Here is a 26,139-nt window from a genome sequence, read left to right on the forward strand (position 1 = left end):
GGATAGTGCGTTGAACGGGCAGCTGATTGGCAGTGACAAGCGTCGGATCATCATAGGTCTTGGAAAGACCGGGGTAGCCTGTGCCCGCTACCTGGCTGCCAGGCAGTTGCCGTTCTGTGTGGTGGATTCCCGTGAATCACCTCCGGGTCTTGATGCGTTTCGTCAGCAGTTCCCCGATGTAACAGTTGTCACCGGTTCGTTTGATGCAGAACTGCTGGCCTGTGCAGATGAGCTGATTGTCAGTCCGGGTGTTTCCCTTAAGGAACCGGCGATTGCAGCGGCCATTGCCGCCGGTGTTGAAGTCGTCGGTGATATTGAGCTGTTTTGCCGGGATGTCGCTGCACCGGTGATAGCGATCACCGGCTCCAATGGCAAGAGCACGGTAACGACGCTGGTGGGTTTGATGGCTGAAGCGGCAGGTATCAATGTCGGTGTCGGCGGCAACATCGGCGTGCCTGTCCTGGAACTGCTGGAGAATGGGGGGAAATCACTCTATGTGCTTGAGCTCTCCAGTTTCCAGTTGGAAACCACGCACTCATTGCGTGCGCAGGTAGCGGTAATGTTGAACCTGACGCCGGATCATATGGATCGCTACAGCACCGTAGCGGACTATCATCAGGCCAAGCAGGTGATATACCGAGGTTGCCAGTCTGCGGTGTATAACCGCGATGATGCCCTGAGTTATCCACTGGTGCCTGACTCTGTGCCGCAAATCGCTTTCACACTGAAAGAGCCGGATTTGAACCAGTTTGGGCTGCGTCATGAGCAGGGCCGGACTTGGCTGGCTCGTGGTTTTGAATGCCTGATGCCGGTTAGTGAAATCCGTATTCGTGGCCGACATAACCATGCCAATGCGCTGGCTGCACTGGCGATCGGGCGTCAGGCTGGTTTTCCTTTGCCCGCAATGCTGGAGGTGCTTCGCACTTTTCCCGGCTTACCTCATCGGTGCCAATGGGTGTCAGAAAAGGATGGCGTCAGCTGGTTTAATGATTCCAAGGCCACTAATACCGGCGCAGCAATTGCTGCCATTGAAGGGTTGGGTGCGGATATTGAAGGCAGGCTGGTTTTGATTGCCGGAGGCGACGGAAAAGGCGCTGACTTTTCAGAATTACGTGATCCGGTCAATCAATACGTCAAAGCTGTGATTGCGATCGGAGCTGATGGTCCCAGGCTTGCAGAATGCTTGAATGGCTGCGCGACACTGTATTCTGCCTCATCCATGGATGAGGCTGTGACGATGTCCGGTCAAGTGGCAGCAGCGGGAGACGCGGTACTGCTGGCACCCGCCTGCGCCAGCTTCGATATGTTCCGAAGCTTTGAAGAGCGCGGTGAAGTCTTCGCGCACCTGGTGGGGGCTGCCCATGGCTGAGTGGCTTCAGGGTGGCTGGATCAAGCGTCTGCGCTTTCCGCAGCTGGAGCCGTCCTTTCTGGTGGCCGGCAGGGATCGGCAGGTGCTGGATTATCCCTTGATTGCCTGTGTTCTGACATTGTTGCTGATTGGTCTGGTGATGGTCGGATCGGCATCTACGGGTATCTCCAGTGCGCATTACGGTTCAGCGTTTCACTTTTTTCTGAGGCAATGCGTGTTCATGGCTGGCGCCATTGGCGTGATGGCGGCAGTACAGGTTTTCCCGATAGAACTCTGGCAGCGCTGGAGTGTGTTGCTGTTGGCGTTGGGTTTCTCCCTTTTGGTGCTGGTGTTGTTTGTTGGTCGGGAGATCAACGGCAGTGTTCGGTGGATTCCCCTGGGATTCTTTAATTTGCAGGCCTCAGAAGTCGCCAAGCTTTGCATTGTGATTTATATGGCATCGTACTTGTCCCGCCGTCAGGATGAAGTGCGTGATGGCTGGTGGGGGTTTCTCAAGCCGCTGATTATTTTGCTCTTCGCCATGGTGTTACTGCTGGCCGAGCCTGACTTTGGTGCGGTTGTTGTGCTCATGGGGGCTGTGCTGGGTATGGTCTTTTTGGCGGGCGCAAAATTAAGGCAGTACTTTGTTTTGATCCTCGCTTCCCTGGCTGGTATTGCGCTTATCGCAATCAGTCAGCCATACCGGATGCGCCGGTTGACGACGTATATGGATCCCTGGGCCTACCAGTTTGAAAGTGGCTACCAGTTGACGCAATCACTGATTGCCTTTGGCCGCGGTGGTTGGTTTGGTGAAGGTCTCGGCAACAGTATCCAGAAACAGTTTTACCTGCCGGAGGCCCATACCGACTTTATTTTTGCAGTGATTGCGGAAGAGTTCGGATTGCTGGGCAGTGTCTTAGTGATTATGCTGCTCGCTTTTGTCAGCTGGCGGGCCATGCGCATAGGTTTCCTGGCGGAAAAGGCCGGGCAGGTGTTTTCGGGATATATGGCTTACGGTATCGGGTTGTTGCTCGGTATCCAGGTCTTTATCAATATTGGTGTAAGCACCGGGCTATTGCCGACCAAGGGGCTGGCATTACCGTTTTTGAGTTATGGCGGCAGCAGCCTGTTGATCAGTTGTCTGGCCGTGGGGTTGCTGGTGCGGATTGATTATGAACGACGGATCTTCGCCTCCGGGGCAGTCAAGGAGGCCAAACATGACTGAGCAGCGTAAACCGGTTTTTGTCATTATGGCCGGCGGCACCGGTGGCCATATTTTCCCTGCGCTGGCTGTGGCAGAAGAGCTACAGGCTCAGGGTTATGGTATTCACTGGCTGGGAACGCGTGATGGTATGGAGTCCGCTCTCGTTCCTGCCCATGGCTTTGATATTTCCTATATGCCGGTAAAAGGAGTTATGGGGAATGGGATGCGTGCCATGCTGCAGGCGCCTTTTAGAGTCACGGCTTCTGTCCTGAAAGCCATCAAAGTTATGCGTAGCATGAATGTGGTCGGTGTTCTGGGTATGGGCGGTTTTGCGTCGGGACCGGGTGGTGTCGCGGCAAAATTACTGGGTATCCCGCTGGTTATTCATGAGCAGAATGCGGTTCCCGGTTTTACCAATCGTATTGCTTCGCGGTTTGCCTCGCGGGTGCTGGAAGCGTTTCCGGGTACCTTTGATGCCAATGACAAGGCCATTTTTACTGGTAACCCAGTGCGTAATACGATTCTGGCTGAATCTGGAGATGATTCCGAAGCTGGATCATTAAAACTGCTGGTATTAGGGGGGAGTCGTGGCGCGCTGGCGATCAACGAATGTATCCCTGCAGCGCTGGCATTATCCAAGGCGCCGGTAGAGGTCTGGCATCAGACGGGGGCCGGCAAGGTGGATGAAACCCAGGCTATTTATGAACGTTGTGGTGTGACCGGGCGTGTTGAACCCTTTATCGACGATATGGGGGCGGCTTATCGTTGGGCGGACCTTATTGTCTGCCGTTCCGGTGCACTGACTGTGGCTGAGCTGGCCAATGCCGGCAAACCAGCCATCCTGGTGCCATATCCCTGGCACAAAGATCAACAGCAGCTGCGTAATGCCCGTTACCTGGTGGACAGGGGCGCGGCCGTCCTGCTGGAACAAAGCGAATTAAGTGACGTGAAGTTGGCAGAATTACTGGATAAATATGCGCAGGAGCGTGAACTCCTGCGGGACATGCGTCAGGCAGCCCTGGGTTGTGCACGCCCTGAAGCGACCGCTACCGTGGCACAGCAATGTCGGGAGGTGGCTCTTGGCTGATCTTAACGGCCGGTCAGTACCGGTGTTTGCTATTCCCGAGATGCGTCGCATTCGCCGTATTCATTTTATCGGTATTGGCGGTGTCGGTATGTGCGGCATTGCGGAAGTATTGAAAAATCAGGGGTACGACATCTCAGGCTCTGATTTGCGGGAGTCTCGTGTGACGGCGCGCCTGCGTGACCTTGGTATTGAGGTCTTTATCGGCCACGAGCGCGAGCATGTGCAGAAGGCGGATGTCGTAGTGGTGTCGTCAGCGGTGCAGGAAGATAATCCTGAGTTGGTGACTGCCCGTGAACTCCGTATTCCGGTGGTGCCCAGGGCGGAAATGCTCTCTGAGTTGATGCGCTATCGCCATGGTATTGCCGTCGCCGGTACCCATGGAAAGACAACAACAACCAGCCTGATTGCTTCGGTATTGGGGCAGGGCGGACTGGATCCAACCTTTATTATCGGCGGAAAGTTGAACTCAGCCGGTACCAATGCACGGTTGGGTGGTAGTCGTTACCTGGTAGCTGAGGCTGATGAAAGTGATGCATCGTTTCTGCATCTGCAGCCGATGGTAGCGGTTGTCACCAATATCGATGCCGATCATATGATGACTTACGACGGTGACTTCAGTCGCCTGAAGAAGACCTTTGTCGATTTTCTGCATAACCTGCCGTTTTATGGGCTGGCGGTCATGTGTATTGACGACCCGGTCATCCGTGAATTGCTTCCGGAGATCAAGCGACAGGTAATCACTTACGGATTGTCTGAAGATGCAGATTTCCGGGCCATTGATATCGATCAGAACGGGATGGAAAACCGTTTTCGCCTGGTGCGTAAGGATCGTGACGATGTGCTCGATATCCATCTGAATATCCCCGGTGAGCACAATGTGCTGAATGCGCTGGCAACTATTGCTGTGGCCAGTGAAGAGGGCGTCGGTGATGAACAGATCCGTGATGGCCTGATGCAGTTCCAGGGTGTAGGCCGTCGCTTCCAGGTGTATGGGCACTATGAGACCGGTGTCGGCAATGTCATGTTTGTCGATGACTACGGCCATCATCCCCGCGAAGTAGCCGCCACTATCGCGGCGATTCGCAAGGGGTGGCCCGATAAACGACTGGTCATGGTGTACCAGCCGCATCGCTTCTCCAGAACCCGTGATCTGTATGATGACTTCGTCGAAGTGCTCTCACAGGTGGATGTGCTGCTGTTGATGGATGTTTATCCTGCCGGTGAAGAGCCGGTGCCGGGTGCCGATGGTAGAAGTCTGTGTCGCAGTATCCGACAGCGGGGACGTGTTGATCCGGTGTTTATCCCCAGAGGCGAACCCGTAGAGCCGGTTTTGGCTGATTTGTTGCGCGATGATGACCTGCTGATCACCCAGGGGGCGGGTGATATCGGTGTGTTGGCGGCTGACCTTGCGGAGAACGCATTAAAACTGAAGGCGTGAAACTGAATGAGTGAACAATTTGGCAGGGATGAACAAGGGGGCGGTATGGATGCACTGGGGCGTGTGGCCGTTCTTTATGGCGGTACGTCGGCTGAAAGGCAGGTATCGTTGCATTCCGGTGGTCGGATTCATGCAGCGCTTCAGAGTCGTGGTGTCGACAGTATTCTTATCGATACTGAGGACGGGCTTATCAGTCAGTTGCAAACGATCAAGCCTGATCGCGTGTTTCTGGCGCTGCATGGCGGTGATGGCGAAGATGGTACGGTGCAGGGTGTGCTGGAGTATATGGGGATTCCGTATACCGGCAGTGGCGTGAAAGCGTCTGCATTGGCCATGGATAAATACCGCAGCAAGTTGATCTGGCAGAGTATTGGTCTGCCGACCCCGGAATACAAGCTGGTGACCGGGGATGTCGACATGGATGATCTGCCGGTTCCCTGTTTTGTCAAGCCGAACCAGGAAGGCTCCAGTATCGGAATGACCCGGGTAAATACCCGTGATCAACTGGCCGATGCGATTCGCAAAGCGGCAGACCATGGTGAACAGGTGCTGGTTGAGCGTCTCATTGAAGGGGCTGAATTTACCGTTGCCATTCTTAACGGTAGCGCTTTGCCAGCCATACGGCTTGAGACTGACAACGTGTTCTATGACTACGAGGCCAAGTACCTCTCGGATGGAACCCGTTATCATCTCCCTTGCGGCCTCAGTGAGGAAAAGGAGCGCGAATTGCAGGCGCTGGCGCTCCGGGCGTTCAACAGCCTCGGCTGTCATGGATGGGGTCGTGTAGACGTGATGCAGGATGGCGATGGACAGTTCTGGCTGCTGGAAGTGAATACGATCCCTGGCATGACGGACCATAGCCTGGTACCCATGGCGGCCCGTGCGTCAGGGCTGGAGTTTGAAGATCTGGTGCTGGCCTTGTTGCAGGCATCCGGTCAGCAGGAGAACGGGACATGGAAACCCGGTTATACGCCCCGGACCGAGATGGCCGTGACCGACTGAAAAGTCGGGTAGCGGGCAGACCGGCCAGGAAAATCCATGGTGCCAGCCGGTTGGAAGACCGGCAGGCGTCTGTCAGACGCTGGACTCAGCGAGGCGCACAGGCCGCCAAGCTGTTGCTGGCCGGGATGGTGATTGGTGCGTTTGTCTGGTCGTTGCCCTGGCTCTGGAATTGGCTCGACAGACCGATAGTAAGTGTGAAAGTAGAAGGCGAATTTCGCTATCTACCGAAAGAGACGGTACAGGAGCAGGTCACACCATTTTTGGCAGAGCGGTTTTTCCGCCTGGATGTGGCGGGCCTGCAAACCGCTTTGCAGAGCGTGCCGTGGATTAGCCGGGCCAAAGTCCGGAAAGTCTGGCCGGAGACCCTGAACATCCGGATTCAGGAGCAGGTACCGGTAGCTCGCTGGAAGCGGGGCGGTGTTTTGAATGGCGATGGTGAAGTGTTTCGGGTGAATGATCTGAGCCGCTTCAGTGATTTGCCATTGCTCTATGGTAAGGAAGCTGCTGCACCACAGGTGATGCAGCAGTATATGACATTGAACCAGCAGATTCGTCCTTTAGGTCTGGCAATGACAGCCCTGGGGCAGCGAGAGACGGGGAGCTGGTGGTTCCGGGTCGGTGATGTTGAGGTCAACCTTGGGCATCGCGATCTGGTAAAGCGAATGCAACGATTTGTGCGTCTTTATCATGTATTGCTGCAGAAACAGTGGCAAGATGTGCGACGCGTGGACTTGCGCTATCGCGATGGTATAGCGGTTTCCTGGAACACGAATGACGGAAGCAGAGTAAATCGCAGTAACTGATGAACAGGTAAACGTTGAAGCAACAGGCAGGTTACGCATGACGGCGACGGGAAATGGAAGGATGATTGTCGGTCTGGATATCGGGACTTCCAAGGTGGTGGCGCTCGTGGGCGAAATCACGGATAACGGTGATATCGAGGTGATCGGCATTGGCTCGCACCCTTCTCGGGGGTTGCGGCGAGGCGTCGTGGTCAATATTGAGTCAACAGTACAATCTATCCAGCGCGCCATTGAAGAGGCGGAGCTGATGGCGGGCTGCCAGATTCACTCTGTTTATGCCGGTATTGCGGGCAGTCATATCCGTAGCCTCAATTCTCACGGGATTGTAGCCATTCGTGAGCGTGAGGTGACCCGTGCGGATATGGATCGGGTGATTGATGCAGCACAGGCCGTGGCTATCCCGGCCGATCAGCGCATTCTGCATATCCTGCCTCAAGAGTATGTGATCGATACGCAGGAAGGGGTCAAGGAGCCTCTGGGCATGTCTGGGGTGCGGCTGGAGGCCAAGGTGCATCTGGTCACCTGTGCGGTGAACGCTGCGCAGAATATTGAGAAGTGTATCCGTCGCTGTGGCCTGGAAGTCGAGGATATTATTCTTGAGCAGCTGGCTTCAAGTTACTCGGTTCTGACTGAAGACGAGAAAGAGCTGGGCGTCTGCATGGTGGATATCGGTGGTGGCACCACCGATATCGCGATCTTCACGGAAGGTGCGATCCGTCATACGGCGGTGATTCCCATAGCGGGTGACCAGGTCACCAATGATATCGCCATGGCGCTGCGTACCCCGACGCAATTTGCTGAAGAGATCAAAATCAAGTACGCCTGCGCTCTCACCCAGCTCGCGGGTGCCGATGAAACTATTAATGTACCCAGCGTGGGTGAGCGCCCGCCGAGGGAATTGTCACGTCAAGCCCTGGCTGAAGTGGTTGAGCCTCGTTATGACGAACTCTTTACCCTGATTCAGGCGGAGCTGCGTCGCAGCGGTTTTGAAGAGTTAATTGCAGCCGGCATCGTGTTGACCGGCGGCACCTCGAAGATGGAAGGTGTGGTCGAGCTGGCCGAGGAAATCTTCCATATGCCGGTCAGGCTGGGCGTTCCCCAGAGTGTTCGGGGGATGTCTGATGTTGTGCGCAATCCGATTTATGCCACAGGCGTTGGTCTTCTTCACTATGGTCTGAAAATGCAGGGTGAAGGGGATATGGCCTTTGGTTCAAAGAAGCAGGAAGAGCCCATTCTGGCGAAGATAAAACGCTGGTTTCAGGGGAACTTCTGATTGTTTTAGGGAAGTAATTCTATAAAAATGGACAGTTAAGAGAGAAGGAGATTTGTCATGTTCGAACTGGTCGATAATGTGCCGCAAAATGCGGTCATAAAAGTGGTCGGTGTCGGCGGTGGCGGCGGCAATGCCGTTAATCACATGCTCAACAGTCAGGTTGAGGGTGTGGACTTTATTGTAGCCAATACAGATGCCCAGGCGCTGAAGCATCTCAATGCCAGAACCTTGCTGCAGCTGGGTACAGGTATTACAAAAGGTCTCGGTGCTGGCGCAAACCCCGAAATCGGGCGGCAGGCCGCATTGGAGGATCGTGAGCGTCTGGCAGAAGTGCTGTCAGGTGCGGATATGGTTTTCATTACTGCCGGTATGGGTGGTGGTACAGGCACCGGCGCTGCGCCAGTTGTGGCGGAAGTGGCCCGGGAGCTTGGTATTCTGACAGTGGCCGTAGTTACGCGTCCCTTTCCCTTCGAAGGCAGAAAGCGGATGTCTATTGCCGATCAGGGGTTGAAGGAATTGGCTGAGCATGTCGATTCCCTGATCACCATTCCGAATGAAAAGCTGCTGCCAGTACTGGGTAAGGATGCAAGTCTGCTGTCTGCATTCTGTGCCGCGAACGACGTGCTTCAGGGTGCGGTTCAGGGTATTGCGGACCTGATCATTCGCCCCGGTATGATCAATGTCGACTTTGCAGACGTACGGACGGTTATGTCTGAGATGGGCATGGCGATGATGGGTACCGGTAACGCGACGGGTTCCAACCGTGCAGTAGAAGCCGCGGAAGCAGCGATTCGCAGTCCTCTGCTGGAAGATGTGGATCTGCAGGGCGCGCGGGGTATTCTCGTTAACATTACTGCAGGTCTGGATTTCTCCATCGGTGAATTCACAGAAGTGGGCAGTACCGTTGAGCAATTTGCGTCTGATGATGCTACGGTGGTAGTGGGTACTGTTATTGATCCGGAAATGTCGGATGAAATCCGTGTCACGGTAGTGGCGACTGGTCTTGGTAAGCCGGAGCAGAAAGTCAAGAAGGTGGTTGATAATGCTGCCAAGAGTGCTGATGGTAATGTGAACTACAGCGAGCTTGATCGTCCTACCATCCTTCGTAAGAAAGCGGTTGCGGGCAGTGATGTTGATGCAGCGCCCAGCGCTAAGACGGATACGGACTATCTGGATATTCCGGCATTTTTACGCCGCCAGGCTGATTAAAGCCTGCGCGGTCAAGATGTAACACTTTGTAAGGCGAGATTACTCTGCTAGAATGGCCGTTTATTGACTATTTTGTGCAGATGCAAGCTAACGGCTGGGTCATGATTAGACAGCGAACGCTCAAAAATATTATTCGTGCTACAGGAGTAGGGCTTCATTCCGGCGAGAAGGTTTACCTGACGCTGAAGCCTGCGCCTGTCGATACCGGCATTGTATTCTGTCGTACCGATCTGGATCCTGTAGTTGAAATTCCGGCGCGTGCCGAGAACGTAGGGCAGACGACACTCTGCACATCACTGGAAAAAGATGGTGTGCGAGTTGATACCGTTGAACACCTTTTGTCTGCAATGGCAGGTTTGGGTATTGATAACGCTTACGTTGAAGTGACAGCGCATGAAGTGCCTATCATGGATGGCAGTGCGGGTCCCTTCGTCTTTCTGATTCAGTCTGCGGGTATTGAAGAGCAGGCCGCAGCGAAGAAATTTATTCGCATCAAGAAGAAAGTCACCGTAGAAGAAGACGGCAAGACGGCTACCTTTGTTCCCTTTGACGGTTTCAAGGTGACGTTCAGTATTGATTTTGACCATCCTGTCTTCAAGGGCCTGGTGCAGCGTTCCAGTATCGACTTCTCCAGTACGTCCTTTGTTAAGGAAGTGAGTCGGGCTCGTACATTTGGCTTCATGAAAGATATTGAGTATCTGCGTTCGCAAAATCTGGCGCTTGGCGGTAGCGTTGATAACGCCATCGTGGTTGATGAGTACCGCATTCTCAATGAAGACGGTCTTCGCTATGACGATGAGTTTGTGAAACACAAGATGTTGGATGCGATTGGTGACCTGTATCTTCTCGGTACCAGTTTGATCGGTGAATTCATTGGTCATAAGTCTGGCCATTCGCTGAACAACAAGTTATTGCGTGCATTGATTGCTGATGAGTCCGCCTGGGAAATGGTGACATTTGAAGATGCGACCAGTGCACCTATTTCGTATGCTCGGCCAACGTTGGTTGTGGCCTGATACTGTTTTACTTCTCTCTTTTTAAGCCACCTCTTCAGGTGGCTTTTCTTTTTTCTGCCATTGTGGATGACGCTGTTTGAGGTGGCGGAAGTCGGCCAGGGTGTTCTAGATTTAAGTCGTAGTACTCGGTTTTAGTAAGCAATGTTGTGCTCTCGCATTTGAGGTAGACGGTTAGCTTAATGCTTGTGGAGATTGTTTGCCTGTGGTCGTGAGTCCACAATGTGCTGCAGTTGCGGGGGGGGATGGCTAATGCTAGAGTTGGCCGGCTTGATTTTTTATTTGGTACGGTTCCACCGGTTTGGCTGTATACAGGGCTGGGCAGAACTGAACAACATAACTGTATAACAGGTATAGACCCGGTTAATGTGACAATGAAGATAATTGTTGTCAGCCAGCAGCATGGCAAGAGCCAGACTATCAATTTAAAACCACGAAAGCTGGTGTTTTTCGGCTGTCTGGTTGCAGCAGCTCTTTTGTTTTGTGGCTATTTTTTGGCCTGGTCGATGGTCAATGTCAATGTTGGTGGTTCCCTGACGGCCAGAGAGTTGTCGCAATGGCAACAGACCATTGCACGTCAGCAGGATGATATTGATGCAATTCGCGGTAATGCCAGTCTTGAAATTGATGCGCTGGCAGTGCAGTTAGCGCAGATTCAGGGACAAATCCTTCGTCTGGATGCTTTGGGTGAACGCCTGACCGCGATGGCAAAGCTGGATGCAGGTGAATTTGATTTCAGCTCCCCGGCTGCACAGGGGGGGCCTGATGAAATGGTGGAATCAGGCATTAGTTATCAGCCGCCGAATTTTGTTTCGTTAATTGATCAGCTTGCGATGCAGGTTGATAAGCGTGAAGAGCAGCTTAACGTTCTTGAAAACCTGCTGCTGGACCGCAAATTACAGGATGATGTCTATATAGCCGGACGCCCTATCAAAAAAGGGTGGATGTCATCTCCTTTTGGTCGTAGAACCGATCCGTTCAGTGGACGCCCTGCGTGGCACAAAGGGGTTGATTTCGCCGGTAAGGATGGCTCGGATGTTATAGCTGTCGGTTCTGGTGTGGTGACCTGGGCAGGTAAGCGAAGTGGTTATGGCAACCTGGTTGAGATCAATCATGGTAATGGGTATGTCACCCGTTATGGCCATAACAAAGACATTCTGGTGAGTGTTGGCGATATTATCAGCAAGGGACAGACCATAAGCCTGATGGGTAGCACTGGGCGTTCAACCGGCCCGCATGTGCATTTTGAAGTGCTGGTGAATGGTCGTCAGGTAAACCCGGCCCGTTATATATACCGTGCCAGCCGATAATTCATTATTTTTTTCGGGATTCGATCAGTTTAGGCATTACTGAAATTATGTTGGCACCCCTAATTAAGAAAGTTTTTGGTAGTAAAAACGACCGACAACTCAAAAAAATGGGCAAGGTGGTTAAGGCCATCAACGCCCTGGAAGACGGAATTTCCCAGCTGACAGATGAGCAGCTGCAGGCGAAAACCGGTGAGTTCAAGGCGCGCCTTGAAAAAGGGGAAACCCTTGATCAGATCATGTCAGAGGCGTTTGCTGTTTGTCGTGAGGCCAGCAAGCGCATCATGGGTATGCGTCACTTTGATGTGCAGATGATTGGTGGTATCACGCTGCATGAAGGTCGTATTGCTGAGATGCGAACCGGTGAAGGTAAGACACTGGTTGCAACATTACCGGCTTATCTTAATGCGCTGTCTGGCAAAGGTGTTCATGTCGTTACAGTCAACGACTATCTGGCTACCCGTGATGCCAACTGGATGCGACCTCTCTATGAATTCCTTGGGATGACCGTCGGTGTAGTTGTGCCAATGCAGGGGCCGGAAGACAAGCGTGCTGCTTACCAGGCGGATATCACCTACGGAACCAACAACGAATTTGGTTTTGACTTCCTGCGAGACAACATGGCTTTCAGTGCCGAGGACAAGTTCCAGCGCCCACTGAATTTCGCCATCGTGGATGAGGTTGACTCCATCCTGATTGATGAGGCGAGAACGCCGCTTATTATTTCAGGTCCTGCTGAAGACAGTTCTGAACTCTATAAGCGCATAAATCGTTTGATTCCAAAGTTGACGCGCCACTATGAAGAGGGTGAAGAGCAGGGCCACTATCAGGTCGACGAGAAAACCCGGCAGGTAGAGTTAACGGAAGAAGGGCATCAGTTCATTGAGGAGCTGCTGACTCAGGAAGGATTGTTGCCTGAAGGTGAGAGCCTCTATGCATCTAATAACCTGAACCTTCTGCATCATGTTAATGCCGCGTTGAAAGCGCATGTCCTCTTTCACAAGAACGTAGATTATATTGTCAACGGCAACGATATCCTGCTGGTTGACGAGCACACAGGCAGAACCATGCATGGTCGGCGCCTGTCAGAAGGTCTGCATCAGGCCCTGGAAGCTAAAGAAGGTGTCGCTATTCAGGCGGAAAGTCAGACACTGGCTTCTACCACCTTCCAGAATTACTTCCGTTTATATGAAACGCTTTCCGGTATGACGGGTACGGCGGATACCGAAGCGTATGAGTTCCGTCAGATTTATGGACTGGATGTGGTTGTTATTCCGACTAACAAGCCCATGTCTCGTAATGATCTCAATGACCTCGTATTCCTGACGATTCAGGAAAAATACGACGCAATCATTGAAGATATCAAGACTGCAATGAACGAAGGACGACCGATTCTGGTCGGTACTGCGTCCATCGAGTCTTCTGAATTGCTGTCTGCGGCACTGAAAAAAGCCAAGATCAATCATCAGGTTCTGAACGCCAAATACCACGAAAAGGAAGCGGAAATTATTGCCCAGGCAGGGCGTCCTGGTACCGTGACTATCGCTACGAACATGGCTGGCCGTGGCACGGACATTATCCTTGGTGGTAACTGGGAAGCTGAGGTGGCCGCACTCGATAATGCCACTCAGGATGATATAGACGGAATTAAGGCTGAATGGCAAAAGCGCCATCAGCAGGTGCTGGACTCAGGTGGCCTCCATATTATCGGTACCGAGCGTCACGAATCCCGCCGTATTGATAACCAGTTGCGCGGCCGTGCGGGTCGTCAGGGTGATCCCGGTATTTCCCGTTTTTACCTGTCGCTTGAAGATAACCTGATGCGTATTTTCGCTTCAGACAGAGTTAAGAACTTCATGAAAGCGATGGGGATGGAGAAAGGCGAAGCGATTGAACATCGCATGGTCACCAATGCTATTGAAAAGGCCCAGAGAAAGGTCGAGGGCCGTAACTTCGATATTCGTAAGCAGCTGCTGGAATATGATGATGTGGCCAATGACCAACGTAAGGTTGTTTATGCCCAGCGTGATGAGCTGCTTGAAGCGGAAAATGTGGCAGATAGCATTGCCAATATCCGTGAAGAAGTGATTGAAGAAATCATTAATGAATATATTCCGCCGCAAACGTTGGAAGAGCAGTGGGATATTCCTGGTCTGGAAACCCGGATTGCTTCCGAATTTGCTGAAAAGCTGCCGATTGCAGAGTGGTTAGAAGCAGAAGACCACCTGGAAGAGGAAGGCCTGCGTCAGCGGATTCTTGAAAAAGTCGTTGCCTCTTACCAGCAAAAAGAAGAAATGGCTGGTGCCGAAGCGCTGAGAGCGTTTGAGAAGCATATTCTTCTGCGAATTCTGGATGATAAGTGGAAGGAGCATCTGGCGACGATGGACCACCTGCGCCAGGGGATTCATTTGCGTGGCTTTGCGGCCAAGAATCCGAAGCAGGAATACAAGCGTGAAGCCTTCGAGCTGTTCCAGCAAATGCTCAGTGATATCAAGCACGAAGTGATTCGTATCCTGTCCCACGTTCAGGTTCAGGACAACGATCGTACAGAAGAGATGGAACGCCAGCGTCGTGAGGAATTGGCTCGTAGAATGCAATTCCAGCATGAACAGGCCGCCGCTATGGATACACCCGCCGGTGAGCCGCAGCCAGCTGAACAGCCCTCTGCTCAGCCGTTTGTCCGGGATGGCAAGAAGGTCGGGCGTAATGAGCCTTGCCCTTGTGGTTCCGGCAAAAAGTACAAGCAGTGTCATGGCAAGATTGTCTAAATAGAACCTGCTTGAGCGGTGGATTGCAATGCCTCCCTGATGGGGGGCATTGTTTTATTGGGCCGGATGTCCAGGAATAATAATCATTAATTTATCTTTGTTGCCAGATGGTACAAGGCAGTTTTACGAGGAACCTCTGTGATGACGTCAGAACATACCCTTCTTCAGGTAATGTACCCGGTCAAGGGTTTTCGTTTGGGTACAGTGGAAGCGGGTATTCGATACCCGGGGCGCAAAGATCTTGTAGTCATGAAGTGGTCTGAAGATGCTTCGGTTGCTGGTGTTTTTACCCAAAATCGTTTCTGTGCTGCCCCTGTTGATCTGTCACGTCGACGGTTAAAAAATCATCCCTGTGCGTTGGTTGTAAATACCGGGAATGCCAATGCCGGCACAGGTATGCGAGGTTTTAATGATGCTGAAACCTGCACCGCGCGTTTGGCTGAAGAGCTGGGTTGTTTGCCAGATCAGGTATTGTCGTTTTCAACAGGTGTTATTGGTGAATACCTGCCTGTTCCTACGCTACTCGCCGGATTGCCTGGATGTGCTGCCAGGTTGGATGAGGGGGAAGCTGCCTGGCGAGAAGCGGCTGAAGGGATCATGACGACAGATACTCGTCCCAAAGGGGACTCTGTCCAATTTGAGTACGATGGGGCTGTCTATACACTAACAGGTATTGCCAAGGGCGCGGGCATGATAAGGCCAGATATGGCAACCATGTTAGCCTTCATTGCAACGGATGTGTCGATTGATACTGCCTGTCTTCAGCAGATCCTTAACGATGCGGTCAATCAATCTTTCAACCGTATTTCCGTGGATGGTGATACATCAACCAATGATGCATGTTTGTTGGTGGCGACGGGGGCGGCAGGCAATGAAATGATTGCCAGCGCTGATCATCCACTTTACTCCGTATTGAGCTGCCATTTGGTAGAGCTATGCAAGCAATTGGCTCAATCACTGATTCGGGATGCCGAAGGTGCGACCAAGTTCGTCAGTATTGTGGTTGAGCAGGCAGGATCATCCGGCGAAGCATTGGAAGTGGCTTATACCATAGCGCACTCTCCATTAGTGAAAACGGCATGTTTTGCCAGTGATCCGAACTGGGGCCGTATATTGGCGGCTGTTGGGCGTGCCTCTGTGGAAGGGCTCGATATTAATAAGATTGCAATATACCTGGGCGATGTCTGTATTGTATCGGATGGTGGGCTGAGCGCTGGTTATAAGGAGTCAGAAGGCCAGGCCATCATGGATCAGGATGAATTCACTATTCGAATTGTTTTGGGGCGGGGACGCTTTTCTGAAACTGTCTGGACTTCTGATCTTTCACATGAATATGTCAAGATTAATGCCGAATACCGAACGTAATTCGGTTGTTGTCAACTTGTACCATAATATTTGTCATGTCTCAGGCCATATATGTGCAACTTAAAAAGTCTTTGATTTAACGCTCTATGTCATGGGTTTCTGAGCTTGTTCTAGCTATTACGAGCTACAGGTCACTATCTTTATCAAGGGCGTAAGGCACATTTAAATCTGCGTATGGAGTGGTTATCGAAATGAATCACGGTGTTGTACATGTTGCCGCTGCAGTGATTGGACGAGAGGATGGTGCAGTATTGCTCGCGTTACGTCCGACAAATAAGCATCAGGGTGGTTTGTGGGAGTTTCCTGGCGGGAAGGTAGAGCCTGGTGAAAATGTCAGGGATGCCCTTTGTCGTGAGCTTGCCGAAGAGTTAGGTATTCAGGTATTGGAAGCTGCTCCTTTGATCTCTGTTCGACATGATTACGATGACAAATCTGTAAAGCTGGATGTCTGGCGAGTCACAAAATTTTCAGGTGAAGCTAGAGGGTGCGAAGGTCAGGAGGTTCGTTGGGTTCCCCTTTGTGATTTAGGTGCTTATCAGTTTCCTGCGGCTAATCTTCCGATAGTCACGGCTGCAACATTGCCGGATCGCTATTTAATTACAGGCGCTTTTCAGGATCATGCTGAGTTTCTTATGCGCTTGGAGAAGAATCTAAATTCAGGTATTAAGTTGGTGCAGTTCCGAGCCCCCTGGTTGGAAAATGATCAGTATCTAAAGCTGGCAGAAGATGCATCTGAGCTTTGTCGTGCTCATTCTTGCCGGTTTCTGATTAAGGGGGATTTAGTGCTATTGAATGAAGACTGGGTGGACGGTATTCATCTGACGTCAGCTGAGTTATCAATGTGTTACCAGTCTGATTGGCGCCATTCTGGTTCGCCAAAACTGCTTTCAGCTTCCTGTCACAATGAGCGTGAGCTGGCTATGGCCTTAACCATTGGTTGTCAGTTCGCTACTCTCTCGCCTGTATTACCGACTACCAGCCATCCTGATGCCACCCCTTTAGGATGGGAAGAATCGAGTACGCTGACTGAACAAGCCAAGTTGCCCCTGTTTTGGTTAGGTGGGATGGAAACAGACCATATTCCTAACATTAAGGCTAGTGGTGGTCAGGGTGCTGCTGCGCTTTCAGCCTGGTGGTAGGTTTCGTATTCCCTGCAGCTGATTGTGAACTTAATTGAGATTTTTTTGTCTTACTATTTGTAGTTCAACATTGAGCCTTGCGGGGAAATCTATGCCTGAGCTTGTTATCAGCCATCTTCAACGTGCTTTCCCAGGCTTTATAGATCCTCGTAAAAATCGAGATGTTGGGGAAGGTATTAGAGAAAAAGCCAGAAAAAATGGTAAATCTGAAGCTGAAGCAGAAATAGACGCTGAAGCGGAAAAGATGCGTGCCTTTGATAATGTGACGTCTGCGTTTAAGAATATCGGTTGCATGGGCTATCCGACTTGTACAGATTGTAAGAATTTGCATGAAAGGGGGGTTGCGCAATTACAGTTTGAAGGGCCGGAGAAAGGCCGGAGAATTATTGCTGAAATTATTGATGAGGAAACCCATCAAGACCCCTCAATAGGTGTTGATAAAATTCTTGAAGGGATTAATGGCGTTGATGAAAGTGAAGTAGGTCAACGGATTCATAAAAAGTATCATGAAAAAGTGGTGGTGGAATCTCAAAAAGATTGCCCTGAATTCCATCCTGGTAGGTTTGATGCAAAAGAAGTCTTTCGTGGGAAAGTTGTCTCCGATCGGGTTAGGGAGACACAGGACTCATTTACAGACCTTTATATTGACATTGATCGACTTGTAGGAAAAGTGCTGGATGAACTGAGACAAGAAACGGCAGAGATTGCAGCGCTTGATCAGGAGTACGGCTTTCGGTTTTGCTCAGAAGATACCCAGAAAGCATTTGAAGACAAGTTCGAGGAGGAGCTGGGGAATAGCGGTATGTTTGATCGTTTATCCTTTACGGTGCTGGGTGAATCCTCAAGTCCAGAAATTAAAAGAGTCGAATACAACAAGTTAGATCATATTAAGACGGGAAGAGAAAATCTCAATAAGTTTAGACGCGAGCGGGCCATGGGTTTGTTACTTTTTCGTGCCAGATTGGCTCTTCATGCCCGTCTTTTGTGTAAGGGTGAGGACTACAGTTTACAGCGGTCAGAAAATGGCAATCAAGCGGTTGTTAAACTTAAGCTAGCAGAGGCAGCAGGGTCAGAGGCAGAGGTAGAAAACAAGCGTGAGCTTCCAGATGAGCGTTTTTGTGATGGTCTTCATCAGGCCATTGAAGCTAAAGAACGACGTTTGAATGATGGTGCGTCTGTCATTATTCATTCTGAAAAATCTTATATTGTTAAAGATGCTCGTTCGAAAGTGGGTCAAAGTACGGTTTCTATTCTGACGGGACATAAAATAGATCAGCGGGAAGGTGTGAAAAGTAATAAATGCCCTGATGAGAGTGGTGATTTTTATACTAATAAAAATAAGGGCAGTTGGGTTGTGAAATCTGTTGAAGGTGTGTCGTGGCTGGAGAAGATTAAACGTTTTATGCAAATGGTTGTTTATGCAATTGTTTGGCTTGTGTTTTATTTGGTCGGAGATAGAAGTAGGGCAGATTTTTATTGGGGGGTATTGGTTTACTTCTTACGGAAGGATAGGTTAGCTCAACGGGAAGTGGCTTTTTCTAATTTAATGCGCCTTGTTGCAAATCCGGATTTTAAAAACTCGAAAGCTGAAATGCGCATGCACTCTGAATATCTGGAAGATATTTATATTGATAAAAATGGAAAAAAGCATGAGCGGTATTGTATCGCCTCTCGGCATTTGGGTTCTACCTGTGCTGAGGGTGAAGCATGTTTTGATTTGTCGTTTGAAAGCATTAAATCTCATATCGAAGATTATAAGACAAGACATGGCGGCAAAAAGGTTTTGTGGAAAGAGTGTTTTGCGGATGATGGTAATCCGGCGGAAACATTTTTTGAGCGCCGTTTATTGGGTGACAAAGACTGCCTGAAGCTGGACAACTATTTATGGGTTGCAAAGGTAAAGCCTGATGAAGAGGCCAACGTTCTGAATAGTGATCATAAGATAAGCTGTTGTGCAATCGACACAGGGTTGTGTGGTCATTTTGAGGGTGTAGAGTTTGAGTTTGCGGATACGATAGAAGAATTGTTAGAAATGTTGCTTAAACGCACCTGGGAGCATGCAGCGCAATATTTTGGTCGTCCGACGATGCTTGATGTGTTGGCGCTGGCAGATCCCAAATCCTTGTATGCTGCACTTTACAATGTGCTTGAACGCATGGCGCAGGTGAAGAATCGCCAGATACTGGATGCCCTCGCTGTTGTGGCAGATCCTCATGAGCGGGATAGGCTTTACAGGCTGACACATCTCAGGAAAACCCACGCGATCAGATTGTTGAATACCCCTTACGATCCGCCTGCCAAGGGGTGTTGGAAACGTTCCATTGAAGCAATGAAAAACTTCTGTTTTCGTTGGTCGCCAACAGGTGTTCAGCCAAATATGATGCCAGGACACTATGTCGCTATGTGTAGGGAGAATGTAGAGAATGCCACGCCTGAGTTAAGGTTAAGACGAGCGATTAACTGCAACCAGGTGGATCGTGTATACAGTGACGATGAAAAAGAGCAGAAACGTAAGGAGGCAGTTATTTATATGCCTGAAAATACTGTCGATACTGGAGATGTTCCAGGCAATGTGCCGGTAGAGCGGCTTTGGCATTGTGGGGTTATCAGGATGAATTTTGATGACGAATCTCTTTCTTCTGATGACGAATCTCTTTCTTCTGACGGTGAATTTCATTCTGCTAATGAGAATTTGGTTGCAGGCGAAGGTGGTGACGTACCCTGAGTTTGGTTACGTTGGGAGTTATGAGGATAACTCCTGTTTGGTATTCAGCTAAAAGCGCTCATCATAATCGACAGATATATCCAGATCTCCTTCCATCACATCGTCAAACTGGCTATTGCCCGGAATCTTGTGCTCTTCCTTGGCCCAGGCGCCAAGATCAATCAATCGGCAACGTTCGCAGCAGAATGGACGAAATTTATTCTCGGGTTTCCAGATCACTTTTTTGCCGCATGTTGGGCATTTTACTGCAGTAGTCATAGTCATCATTTCTTGCATTGATATAAAGAGAAGGGCCCGCTTATGCGAGCCCTGTTCGTGTTCAGCTGAACTTATTGGCCGGTGGACTGCTCTGGCGGTTTCGGGGCGGTTGCCTCATTGCCGCTGTCGCCCAGCAGGCCGAAGGTGATCACGTTCAACCAGGAGCGGCTTCTGGGAGTGTAAGGATCGGGCTTGATCTCGTCAGCCGGTTTGCCGTCAACCAGGCCGAAAGTGATGATGTTCCAGATGGACGGATCAACATCGGCATAGACCTTGTAACCCGTAAATTCACCGTTCTCGCCAATCAGCTTGCTATCAGGGAAGTTGGTTGTTAAAACTTCCAGTGCTTCGTTAGCCGGCTGTTCCAGGTTCAGATGCTGATAGCCTTCCACCATCATTCCCAGCGCTTCTTCGACGACTGGCGTGCCCTGCATGTGCTCGACAATGTAGCGTCCACGGTTGATGGCGGCGACATAGGCCTTGCGCTTCATATAGTAGTTGGCGACATGCAGCTCGTAGTATGACAGGCGGTTACGCAGGGCGATCATCCGCTGACGGGCGTCGCTGGCGTAAGGGCTGTCCGGGAAGCGTTGCAGCAGCTCAGAGAATTCGTTGAAAGACAGGCGTGCCTGGCCGGGGTCTCGCTTGGACATATCAACCGGTACATACCGCTCAATCAAGCCAAGGTCTGCGGTGTTAGACGCCAGACCACGCATGTAGTAGGCGTAATCCACGTTCGGATGCTGTGGATGCAGTCGGATGAACCGCTCAGCCGAGGCCCGTGCGGCTTCCGGCTCCATGTTCTTGTAGTAGGCATAGACCAGATCCAGCTGCGCCTGTTCGGCGAATGGGCCGAACGGATAGCGGGATTCCAGTGCCCGGAGTTTGTCAACGGCCTGGCTGTAGTTGCTGTTCTCCAGCGATTGCTGGGCCTGACGGTACAACTCGGCTTCAGACAGGTTCTCGGGAACCTTCTCTTTCTCGCTGCTGGCGCAGGCTGTCAGGAATGTGACCAGGGCCAGAATAAAAAATCGTTTGCTCAGTAACATGTTTGCTCAATATCCCTGAGGTTTCCGTCCCCCGGAACCGGACGTGGTGTGATAAACTGCGTGACGTTAATTCTTCGTATTTAAACATAGGTCATAACCTAATCCCAAACGCTAAAATTGTGGATTTTTCTGCAACGCCCAGGCTTGCTGATACAGCGTTTGTGGCGGTTGCCTGTGTTTTCTGAAACCTGTTGATATTTACTGTTCGGCAACTCAATGACAGAACGGATAGAACTCGAAGCCTGCATCCCTGAAGAACTCGGCGGCAAGCGCCTCGACCAGATCGCTGCGGCGGTATTTCCTGATTACTCTCGCTCCAGCCTGCAGTCCTGGATTCGCTCGGGTGATCTGAAGGTGGACGGCAAGGTCTGCAAACCGAAAGAGAAGTTTTTCGGGGGTGAGCTGCTGACACTGGCCACTGAAGTGGAAAATGATGAACGCTGGGAGCCGGAAGCTATCCCGCTGGATGTGATCTATGAAGATGACGCGATAGCGGTGATCAACAAGCCTGCCGGGCTGGTGGTGCATCCGGCGGCGGGTAATTACAGCGGTACACTGCTGAATGCCTTGCTTTACCGGTATCCGGATATTGCCAGTGTGCCTCGGGCGGGTATCGTTCATCGGTTGGACAAGGACACCAGTGGTCTCATGGTGGTGGCGAAAACCCTCGCTGCCCATGCCGATCTGGTGGATCAGCTGCAGGAGCGTACCGTCAGCCGTGAATATGAGGCGGTGGCGATCGGTACGATGACGACCGGCGGTGAAGTTGAGGCGCCGATTGGTCGTAACCCGGCCACCCGATTGAAAATGGCGGTGACCGAGAGCGGCAAGTATGCCCTCACGCACTATCGCATTATCGACAGATACCGTGCCCATACGCATATCCGCCTGCAGCTGGAAACGGGGCGTACCCATCAGATTCGGGTGCATATGGCGCATATCGGTTATCCCCTGGTGGGTGACCCCTTGTACGCGGGGCGTCTGAAGCTGCCCAAAGGTGCGACGCCTGAGCTGGTGGAAATGCTGAGAACATTTGGCCGTCAGGCGTTGCATGCCCGTCGCCTGGGGCTGGTACACCCGGTTTCGGGGGAGTATATGGAGTGGGAGTCCGACTTGCCTGCGGATTTCGTGGAATTGCTCGAAGTGCTGGAGGGGGATCAGCAGGCCTATGTCGACACCACAGAACCCGTCTTCTGACGGTCGTTATCTGCAACCTGACTGGCCAGCGCCCGCCTCGGTGAAAGCCTTTGTGACCACCCGAAGTGGTGGTGTTAGTGACGGTCCCTGGCGAAGTCTGAATCTCGGGCTTCGCTCGGGGGATGACACTGATAAGGTTTTACACAATCGCGCAGTGCTGATGCATGACTGGTCACTCGATCAAATCCAGTGGTTGAAACAGGTGCATGGTGCTGATGTCGTTCAGGCGGATCGGGACTGTGAGGAAAAAGAGGCGGATGCCTGCTGGTCAGCGGTGTCAGAACGCGCCTGTGCCGTGCTGACAGCGGATTGCCTGCCTGTCCTGTTCTGCAACCGCTCCGGTACCCGTGTGGCGGCAGCGCATGCCGGTTGGCGTGGGCTGGCCGGTGGTGTGCTGGAGAATACGGCTGCAGTCTTTGATGATTCGCCGGATGCACTGATGGCATGGCTTGGGCCTGCCATCAGTCAGCCGTGTTTTGAAGTGGGGCCGGAGGTTCGGCAGGCATTCCTGGCGCACGACCCTGAAGCAGAAAGTGCCTTCGTGGCCGGCCAGGGCGATCGCTGGTTTGCCGATATCTACACGCTGGCCCGGCAGCGCCTTGCGACGCTGGGCATCCATGATGTGTATGGCGGGGGCTATTGCACAGTTCGCCAGGAAGACCTGTTTTTTTCTTACCGGCGTGATGGTGCAAAGTCCGGCCGCTTGGCTTCAGTGATCTGGCTGGCCGGAACTGACGCATAACCCTGCCTTGAAAAGGGGTTAGGTCGGCATCATATAGTTCTCATCGAAAGTCAAACGAATCATGCCCGAGGCGTTGTCTCGGGCATTTTGTCGGAGGTAATGATGAGAGCGGATCGACTGACCAGTAAACTCCAGTCAGCCCTTGCCGACGCCCAGTCGCTGGCGATCGGTCGGGATAATAACCAGATTGAACCGGTCCACCTGCTGCAGGCCATGCTGTCCCAGCAGGGGGGCTCCGTCAAACCGCTGCTGATGCAGGTCGGGTTTGATATCGAAGGCCTTCGGGCCGAACTGGAACAGTTGATTGACGAATTGCCGGTGGTGAAAAATCCCACCGGTGATATCCAGCCTTCCCAAAGCCTGCTGCGGATTCTGAATCTTGCAGATAAGCAGGCCCAGCAGAATAAAGACCAGTTTATTGCCAGTGAAATCGTCCTGTTGGCCATGATGGACGACAGTGGACCGTTGGGCAAAGCGCTTAATGGTCAGGGCGTCAGCAAGAAAGCCCTGGAAACCGCCATCAAAAATATTCGTGGTGGTGAATCGGTCAATGACGCCAATGCGGAAGACAGCCGAAATGCGCTGGCGAAGTACACATTGGATCTGACCGAACGGGCCGAACAGGGCAAGCTCGATCCCGTGATTGGGCGTGATGATGAAATTCGTCGCACCATTCAGGTGTTGCAGCGTCGTACTAAAAACAATCCCGTACTGATTGGTGAGCCCGGTGTTGGTAAGACGGCCATTGTCGAAGGTCTGGCGCTGCGCATTGTGAATGGTGAAGTGCCGGAAGGGATTCGGGACAAGCGGGTATTGTCGCTGGATCTGGGCGCCCTGCTGGCGGGTGCCAAATACCGGGGTGAGTTTGAAGAGCGCCTGAAGGCGGTGTTGAATGACCTGGCCAAACAGGAAGGTCGAATTATCCTGTTCATTGATGAGCTCCATACCATGGTGGGCGCTGGTAAGGCGGATGGCGCCATGGATGCCGGTAACATGCTCAAGCCGGCTTTGGCCCGGGGTGAGTTGCACTGTGTTGGCGCTACGACACTGGATGAATACCGTCAGTACATTGAGAAGGATGCCGCGCTTGAACGTCGTTTCCAGAAGGTGCTGGTGGATGAGCCCACGGTGGAAGACACCATCGCGATTCTGCGTGGTCTGAAAGAGAAATATGAAGTTCACCACCATGTGGACATCACTGACCCGGCAATCATTGCGGCTGCCAAGCTCTCCCATCGTTACATTACTGACCGACAGCTGCCTGATAAGGCCATTGACCTGGTTGATGAGGCCGCCAGTCGTATACGCATGGAAATGGATTCCAAGCCTGAATCCATGGATAAACTGGAACGTCGCCTGATTCAGCTGAAGATAGAGCAGCAGGCGCTGAGCAAGGAAGAAGATGCGGCTTCCCGTGAACGGCTGACAGTGCTTGAAGAACAGATCGGCAAGCTGGAGAAAGAGTACTCTGACCTGGAAGATGTCTGGAAGAGTGAGAAAGCCGTTGTTCAGGGTGTCCATAAGCTGAAGGAAGAAAAAGAGCAGCTGTTGTTGGAGCTGGAAGCGGCGAGTCGGAATGGCGATCTCGCGAAAATGTCTGAGATCCAGTATGGCCAGTTGCCTGAAATCGAAAAACGCATGCAGCAGGCGGAAGCGGCTGAAGATGGCCCGATGAAGCTGTTGCGTAACAAGGTCACAGACGAGGAGATTGCCGATGTTGTCTCCCGCTGGACCGGAATACCCGTTTCCCGCATGTTGGAAGGTGAGCGCGACAAACTGCTGAGAATGGAGCAGGCGCTGTACAGTCGTGTAGTGGGTCAGGATGAAGCGGTTGTAGCAGTCGCCAACGCGGTAAGGCGTTCCCGTGCAGGTTTGTCAGATCCCGACAAGCCGAACGGTTCGTTCATGTTTCTTGGTCCCACCGGCGTCGGTAAGACAGAGTTGTGTAAGGCGCTGGCCGAATTCCTGTTTGATACCGAAGATGCCGTGGTTCGGATTGATATGTCCGAATTTATGGAGAAGCATTCTGTTGCCAGGCTGCTGGGTGCGCCTCCGGGGTATGTTGGCTATGAAGAAGGGGGTTATCTGACCGAAGCCATACGTCGCAAACCCTATTCTGTCGTGCTGCTCGATGAGGTGGAAAAAGCACATCCAGATGTCTTCAATATCCTGCTGCAGGTATTGGATGATGGTCGTCTGACCGATGGGCAGGGGCGTACGGTCGATTTCAGAAACACGGTTGTGGTGATGACGTCTAACCTTGGGTCGGACATGATTCAGACTCTCAAGGATGACGATTTCGAAACCCTGAAAAATGCCCTGGTTGAAGTCGTCGGTAACCATTTCAGACCGGAGTTTGTAAACCGGATTGATGAACTGGTCGTATTCCACCCGTTGGCAAAACAACAGATTGCCGGTATTGCCAAGATTCAGCTGGAACAGCTTCGCAAGCGGTTGCATGAGAATGATCTGTCACTGGATCTGGATCAGGCGGCATTGGATAAACTGGTTGAGGCCGGTTTTGACCCTGTCTATGGTGCACGACCACTTAAGCGGTCTATCCAGCGTTACCTGGAAAATCCGTTGGCGCAGGAAATTCTTGCCGGACGGTTCCCTCCGGGGCATACCATCAAGGCATCTGTGGAAGACGATCAGATCGTGTTTGTTTGATCTGACGTCGTCTGATTGCTGGTGTGGGATAGCTTGAGGTTGGTGCTCAATGTTTTTGGTCAAAGACATTGTGCCAGCCAATCTCAAGCCCACCGGCTTCCGCCACTCCGACAGGGCTCCTGCCCTGCGTCGCTACCGCGGCATCCCTGCCGCTGCTGCAGCCGGTGGGCTTGAGATCGGCAACAAACCGCTGAGTATCTGTTGGTTTTCGTGTTGTTTTATGGCTTCGGGTTATACCTTTATGTCTTTCTGGCGATGAAAAGGCTTGACTCTTTCCGGAAAGTTATTATTATTCGCCGCCGTTGAGTGATGCACATCACGGCATCCGAAACGCTGTTCCCCGATAGCTCAGTTGGTAGAGCAAATGACTGTTAATCATTGGGTCGCTGGTTCGAGTCCAGCTCGGGGAGCCAGAATTTAAGATGATCGAAGATCATCGCATGTTGGGTCGTTAGCTCAGTCGGTAGAGCAGTTGGCTTTTAACCAATTGGTCGTAGGTTCGAATCCTACACGACCCACCATTTTCTATTTGTGCGTTGGCA

At 51.8% G+C, this 26,139-nt stretch carries 20 protein-coding genes and 2 tRNA genes; 20 read left to right on the forward strand and 2 right to left on the reverse strand.

Annotated elements, in window-relative coordinates:
- Nucleotides 1-10 precede the first annotated feature (10 nt).
- The 14 genes from murD (at nucleotide 11) to AC27K1_RS16265 (ending at nucleotide 19,681) form a co-directional block, all read left to right on the forward strand.
- Nucleotides 11-1,369: a UDP-N-acetylmuramoyl-L-alanine--D-glutamate ligase gene (murD, locus tag AC27K1_RS16200; protein WP_487151859.1), complete on the forward strand. Its 1,359-nt coding sequence runs from the start codon at nucleotides 11-13 to the stop codon at nucleotides 1,367-1,369.
- Nucleotides 1,362-2,573 (forward strand): putative lipid II flippase FtsW, encoded by a 1,212-nt coding sequence (gene ftsW / locus AC27K1_RS16205; protein WP_487151860.1) that lies wholly within the window; start codon nucleotides 1,362-1,364, stop codon nucleotides 2,571-2,573. The genes murD and ftsW overlap by 8 nt, the downstream gene beginning before the upstream one ends.
- On the forward strand, nucleotides 2,566-3,639 hold the full coding sequence (murG, locus tag AC27K1_RS16210) for an undecaprenyldiphospho-muramoylpentapeptide beta-N-acetylglucosaminyltransferase (RefSeq protein WP_487151861.1): 1,074 nt from the start codon (nucleotides 2,566-2,568) through the stop codon (nucleotides 3,637-3,639). Before ftsW ends, murG begins: the two co-directional genes overlap by 8 nt.
- The gene (gene murC / locus AC27K1_RS16215) at nucleotides 3,632-5,077 is read left to right on the forward strand and encodes a UDP-N-acetylmuramate--L-alanine ligase (RefSeq protein WP_487151862.1); all 1,446 of its coding nucleotides are present in this window, start codon (nucleotides 3,632-3,634) and stop codon (nucleotides 5,075-5,077) included. Before murG ends, murC begins: the two co-directional genes overlap by 8 nt.
- 6 nt (nucleotides 5,078-5,083) lie before the next feature.
- Entirely contained in the window at nucleotides 5,084-6,079 is a 996-nt protein-coding gene (locus tag AC27K1_RS16220; RefSeq protein WP_487151863.1) for a D-alanine--D-alanine ligase, read from the forward strand.
- On the forward strand, nucleotides 6,031-6,882 hold the full coding sequence (locus AC27K1_RS16225; protein ID WP_487151864.1) for a cell division protein FtsQ/DivIB: 852 nt from the start codon (nucleotides 6,031-6,033) through the stop codon (nucleotides 6,880-6,882). The genes AC27K1_RS16220 and AC27K1_RS16225 overlap by 49 nt, the downstream gene beginning before the upstream one ends.
- A gap of 37 nt (nucleotides 6,883-6,919) precedes the next feature.
- A complete protein-coding gene (gene ftsA / locus AC27K1_RS16230) occupies nucleotides 6,920-8,155 on the forward strand; it encodes a cell division protein FtsA (protein ID WP_487151865.1) in 1,236 nt (411 codons plus the stop codon).
- 57 nt (nucleotides 8,156-8,212) lie between these two features.
- Nucleotides 8,213-9,364: a cell division protein FtsZ gene (gene ftsZ, locus AC27K1_RS16235; RefSeq protein WP_395179257.1), complete on the forward strand. Its 1,152-nt coding sequence runs from the start codon at nucleotides 8,213-8,215 to the stop codon at nucleotides 9,362-9,364.
- 101 nt (nucleotides 9,365-9,465) lie between these two features.
- Nucleotides 9,466-10,380: a UDP-3-O-acyl-N-acetylglucosamine deacetylase gene (gene lpxC, locus AC27K1_RS16240; protein WP_487151866.1), complete on the forward strand. Its 915-nt coding sequence runs from the start codon at nucleotides 9,466-9,468 to the stop codon at nucleotides 10,378-10,380.
- Between the two features lie 371 nt (nucleotides 10,381-10,751).
- The gene (locus tag AC27K1_RS16245) at nucleotides 10,752-11,687 is read left to right on the forward strand and encodes a peptidoglycan DD-metalloendopeptidase family protein (RefSeq protein WP_487151867.1); all 936 of its coding nucleotides are present in this window, start codon (nucleotides 10,752-10,754) and stop codon (nucleotides 11,685-11,687) included.
- A gap of 47 nt (nucleotides 11,688-11,734) precedes the next feature.
- On the forward strand, nucleotides 11,735-14,452 hold the full coding sequence (secA, locus tag AC27K1_RS16250; protein WP_487151868.1) for a preprotein translocase subunit SecA: 2,718 nt from the start codon (nucleotides 11,735-11,737) through the stop codon (nucleotides 14,450-14,452).
- A gap of 141 nt (nucleotides 14,453-14,593) precedes the next feature.
- A complete protein-coding gene (gene argJ / locus AC27K1_RS16255) occupies nucleotides 14,594-15,817 on the forward strand; it encodes a bifunctional glutamate N-acetyltransferase/amino-acid acetyltransferase ArgJ (protein WP_487151869.1) in 1,224 nt (407 codons plus the stop codon).
- A 191-nt stretch (nucleotides 15,818-16,008) separates the two neighbouring features.
- Nucleotides 16,009-16,956: a Nudix family hydrolase gene (locus AC27K1_RS16260; RefSeq protein WP_487151870.1), complete on the forward strand. Its 948-nt coding sequence runs from the start codon at nucleotides 16,009-16,011 to the stop codon at nucleotides 16,954-16,956.
- Nucleotides 16,957-17,047: 91 nt separating this feature from the next.
- Nucleotides 17,048-19,681 carry a hypothetical protein gene (locus AC27K1_RS16265; protein ID WP_487151871.1) on the forward strand — a complete coding sequence of 878 codons (2,634 nt, stop codon included), beginning with the start codon at nucleotides 17,048-17,050 and terminating at the stop codon, nucleotides 19,679-19,681.
- Between the two features lie 48 nt (nucleotides 19,682-19,729).
- Here AC27K1_RS16265 and yacG read toward each other — a convergent pair whose 3' ends face one another.
- Both yacG and AC27K1_RS16275 read right to left on the reverse strand, forming a co-directional pair.
- Complete coding sequence (yacG, locus tag AC27K1_RS16270; RefSeq protein WP_487151872.1) at nucleotides 19,730-19,939, reverse strand: DNA gyrase inhibitor YacG; 210 nt, start codon at nucleotides 19,937-19,939, stop codon at nucleotides 19,730-19,732.
- A gap of 71 nt (nucleotides 19,940-20,010) precedes the next feature.
- Nucleotides 20,011-20,988 (reverse strand): outer membrane protein assembly factor BamD, encoded by a 978-nt coding sequence (locus AC27K1_RS16275; RefSeq protein ID WP_487151873.1) that lies wholly within the window; start codon nucleotides 20,986-20,988, stop codon nucleotides 20,011-20,013.
- Between the two features lie 216 nt (nucleotides 20,989-21,204).
- On the opposite strand from AC27K1_RS16275, the gene rluD reads away from it, so the two are divergent.
- The 6 genes from rluD (at nucleotide 21,205) to AC27K1_RS16305 (ending at nucleotide 26,118) form a co-directional block, all read left to right on the forward strand.
- Entirely contained in the window at nucleotides 21,205-22,185 is a 981-nt protein-coding gene (gene rluD / locus AC27K1_RS16280) for a 23S rRNA pseudouridine(1911/1915/1917) synthase RluD (RefSeq protein WP_487151874.1), read from the forward strand.
- Nucleotides 22,157-22,927, forward strand: a complete 771-nt coding sequence (gene pgeF, locus AC27K1_RS16285; protein ID WP_487151875.1) for a peptidoglycan editing factor PgeF — start codon at nucleotides 22,157-22,159, stop codon at nucleotides 22,925-22,927. Before rluD ends, pgeF begins: the two co-directional genes overlap by 29 nt.
- A gap of 102 nt (nucleotides 22,928-23,029) precedes the next feature.
- Nucleotides 23,030-25,597: an ATP-dependent chaperone ClpB gene (gene clpB, locus AC27K1_RS16290; RefSeq protein ID WP_487151949.1), complete on the forward strand. Its 2,568-nt coding sequence runs from the start codon at nucleotides 23,030-23,032 to the stop codon at nucleotides 25,595-25,597.
- 49 nt (nucleotides 25,598-25,646) lie between these two features.
- Nucleotides 25,647-25,856: a hypothetical protein gene (locus tag AC27K1_RS16295; RefSeq protein WP_487151876.1), complete on the forward strand. Its 210-nt coding sequence runs from the start codon at nucleotides 25,647-25,649 to the stop codon at nucleotides 25,854-25,856.
- 78 nt (nucleotides 25,857-25,934) lie between these two features.
- Nucleotides 25,935-26,010: transfer RNA gene (locus AC27K1_RS16300), tRNA-Asn, on the forward strand.
- A 32-nt stretch (nucleotides 26,011-26,042) separates the two neighbouring features.
- Nucleotides 26,043-26,118, forward strand: a tRNA-Lys gene (locus AC27K1_RS16305).
- Nucleotides 26,119-26,139 lie beyond the last annotated feature (21 nt).

The sequence above is a fragment of the Kistimonas ophiarachnellae genome (assembly GCF_057552235.1).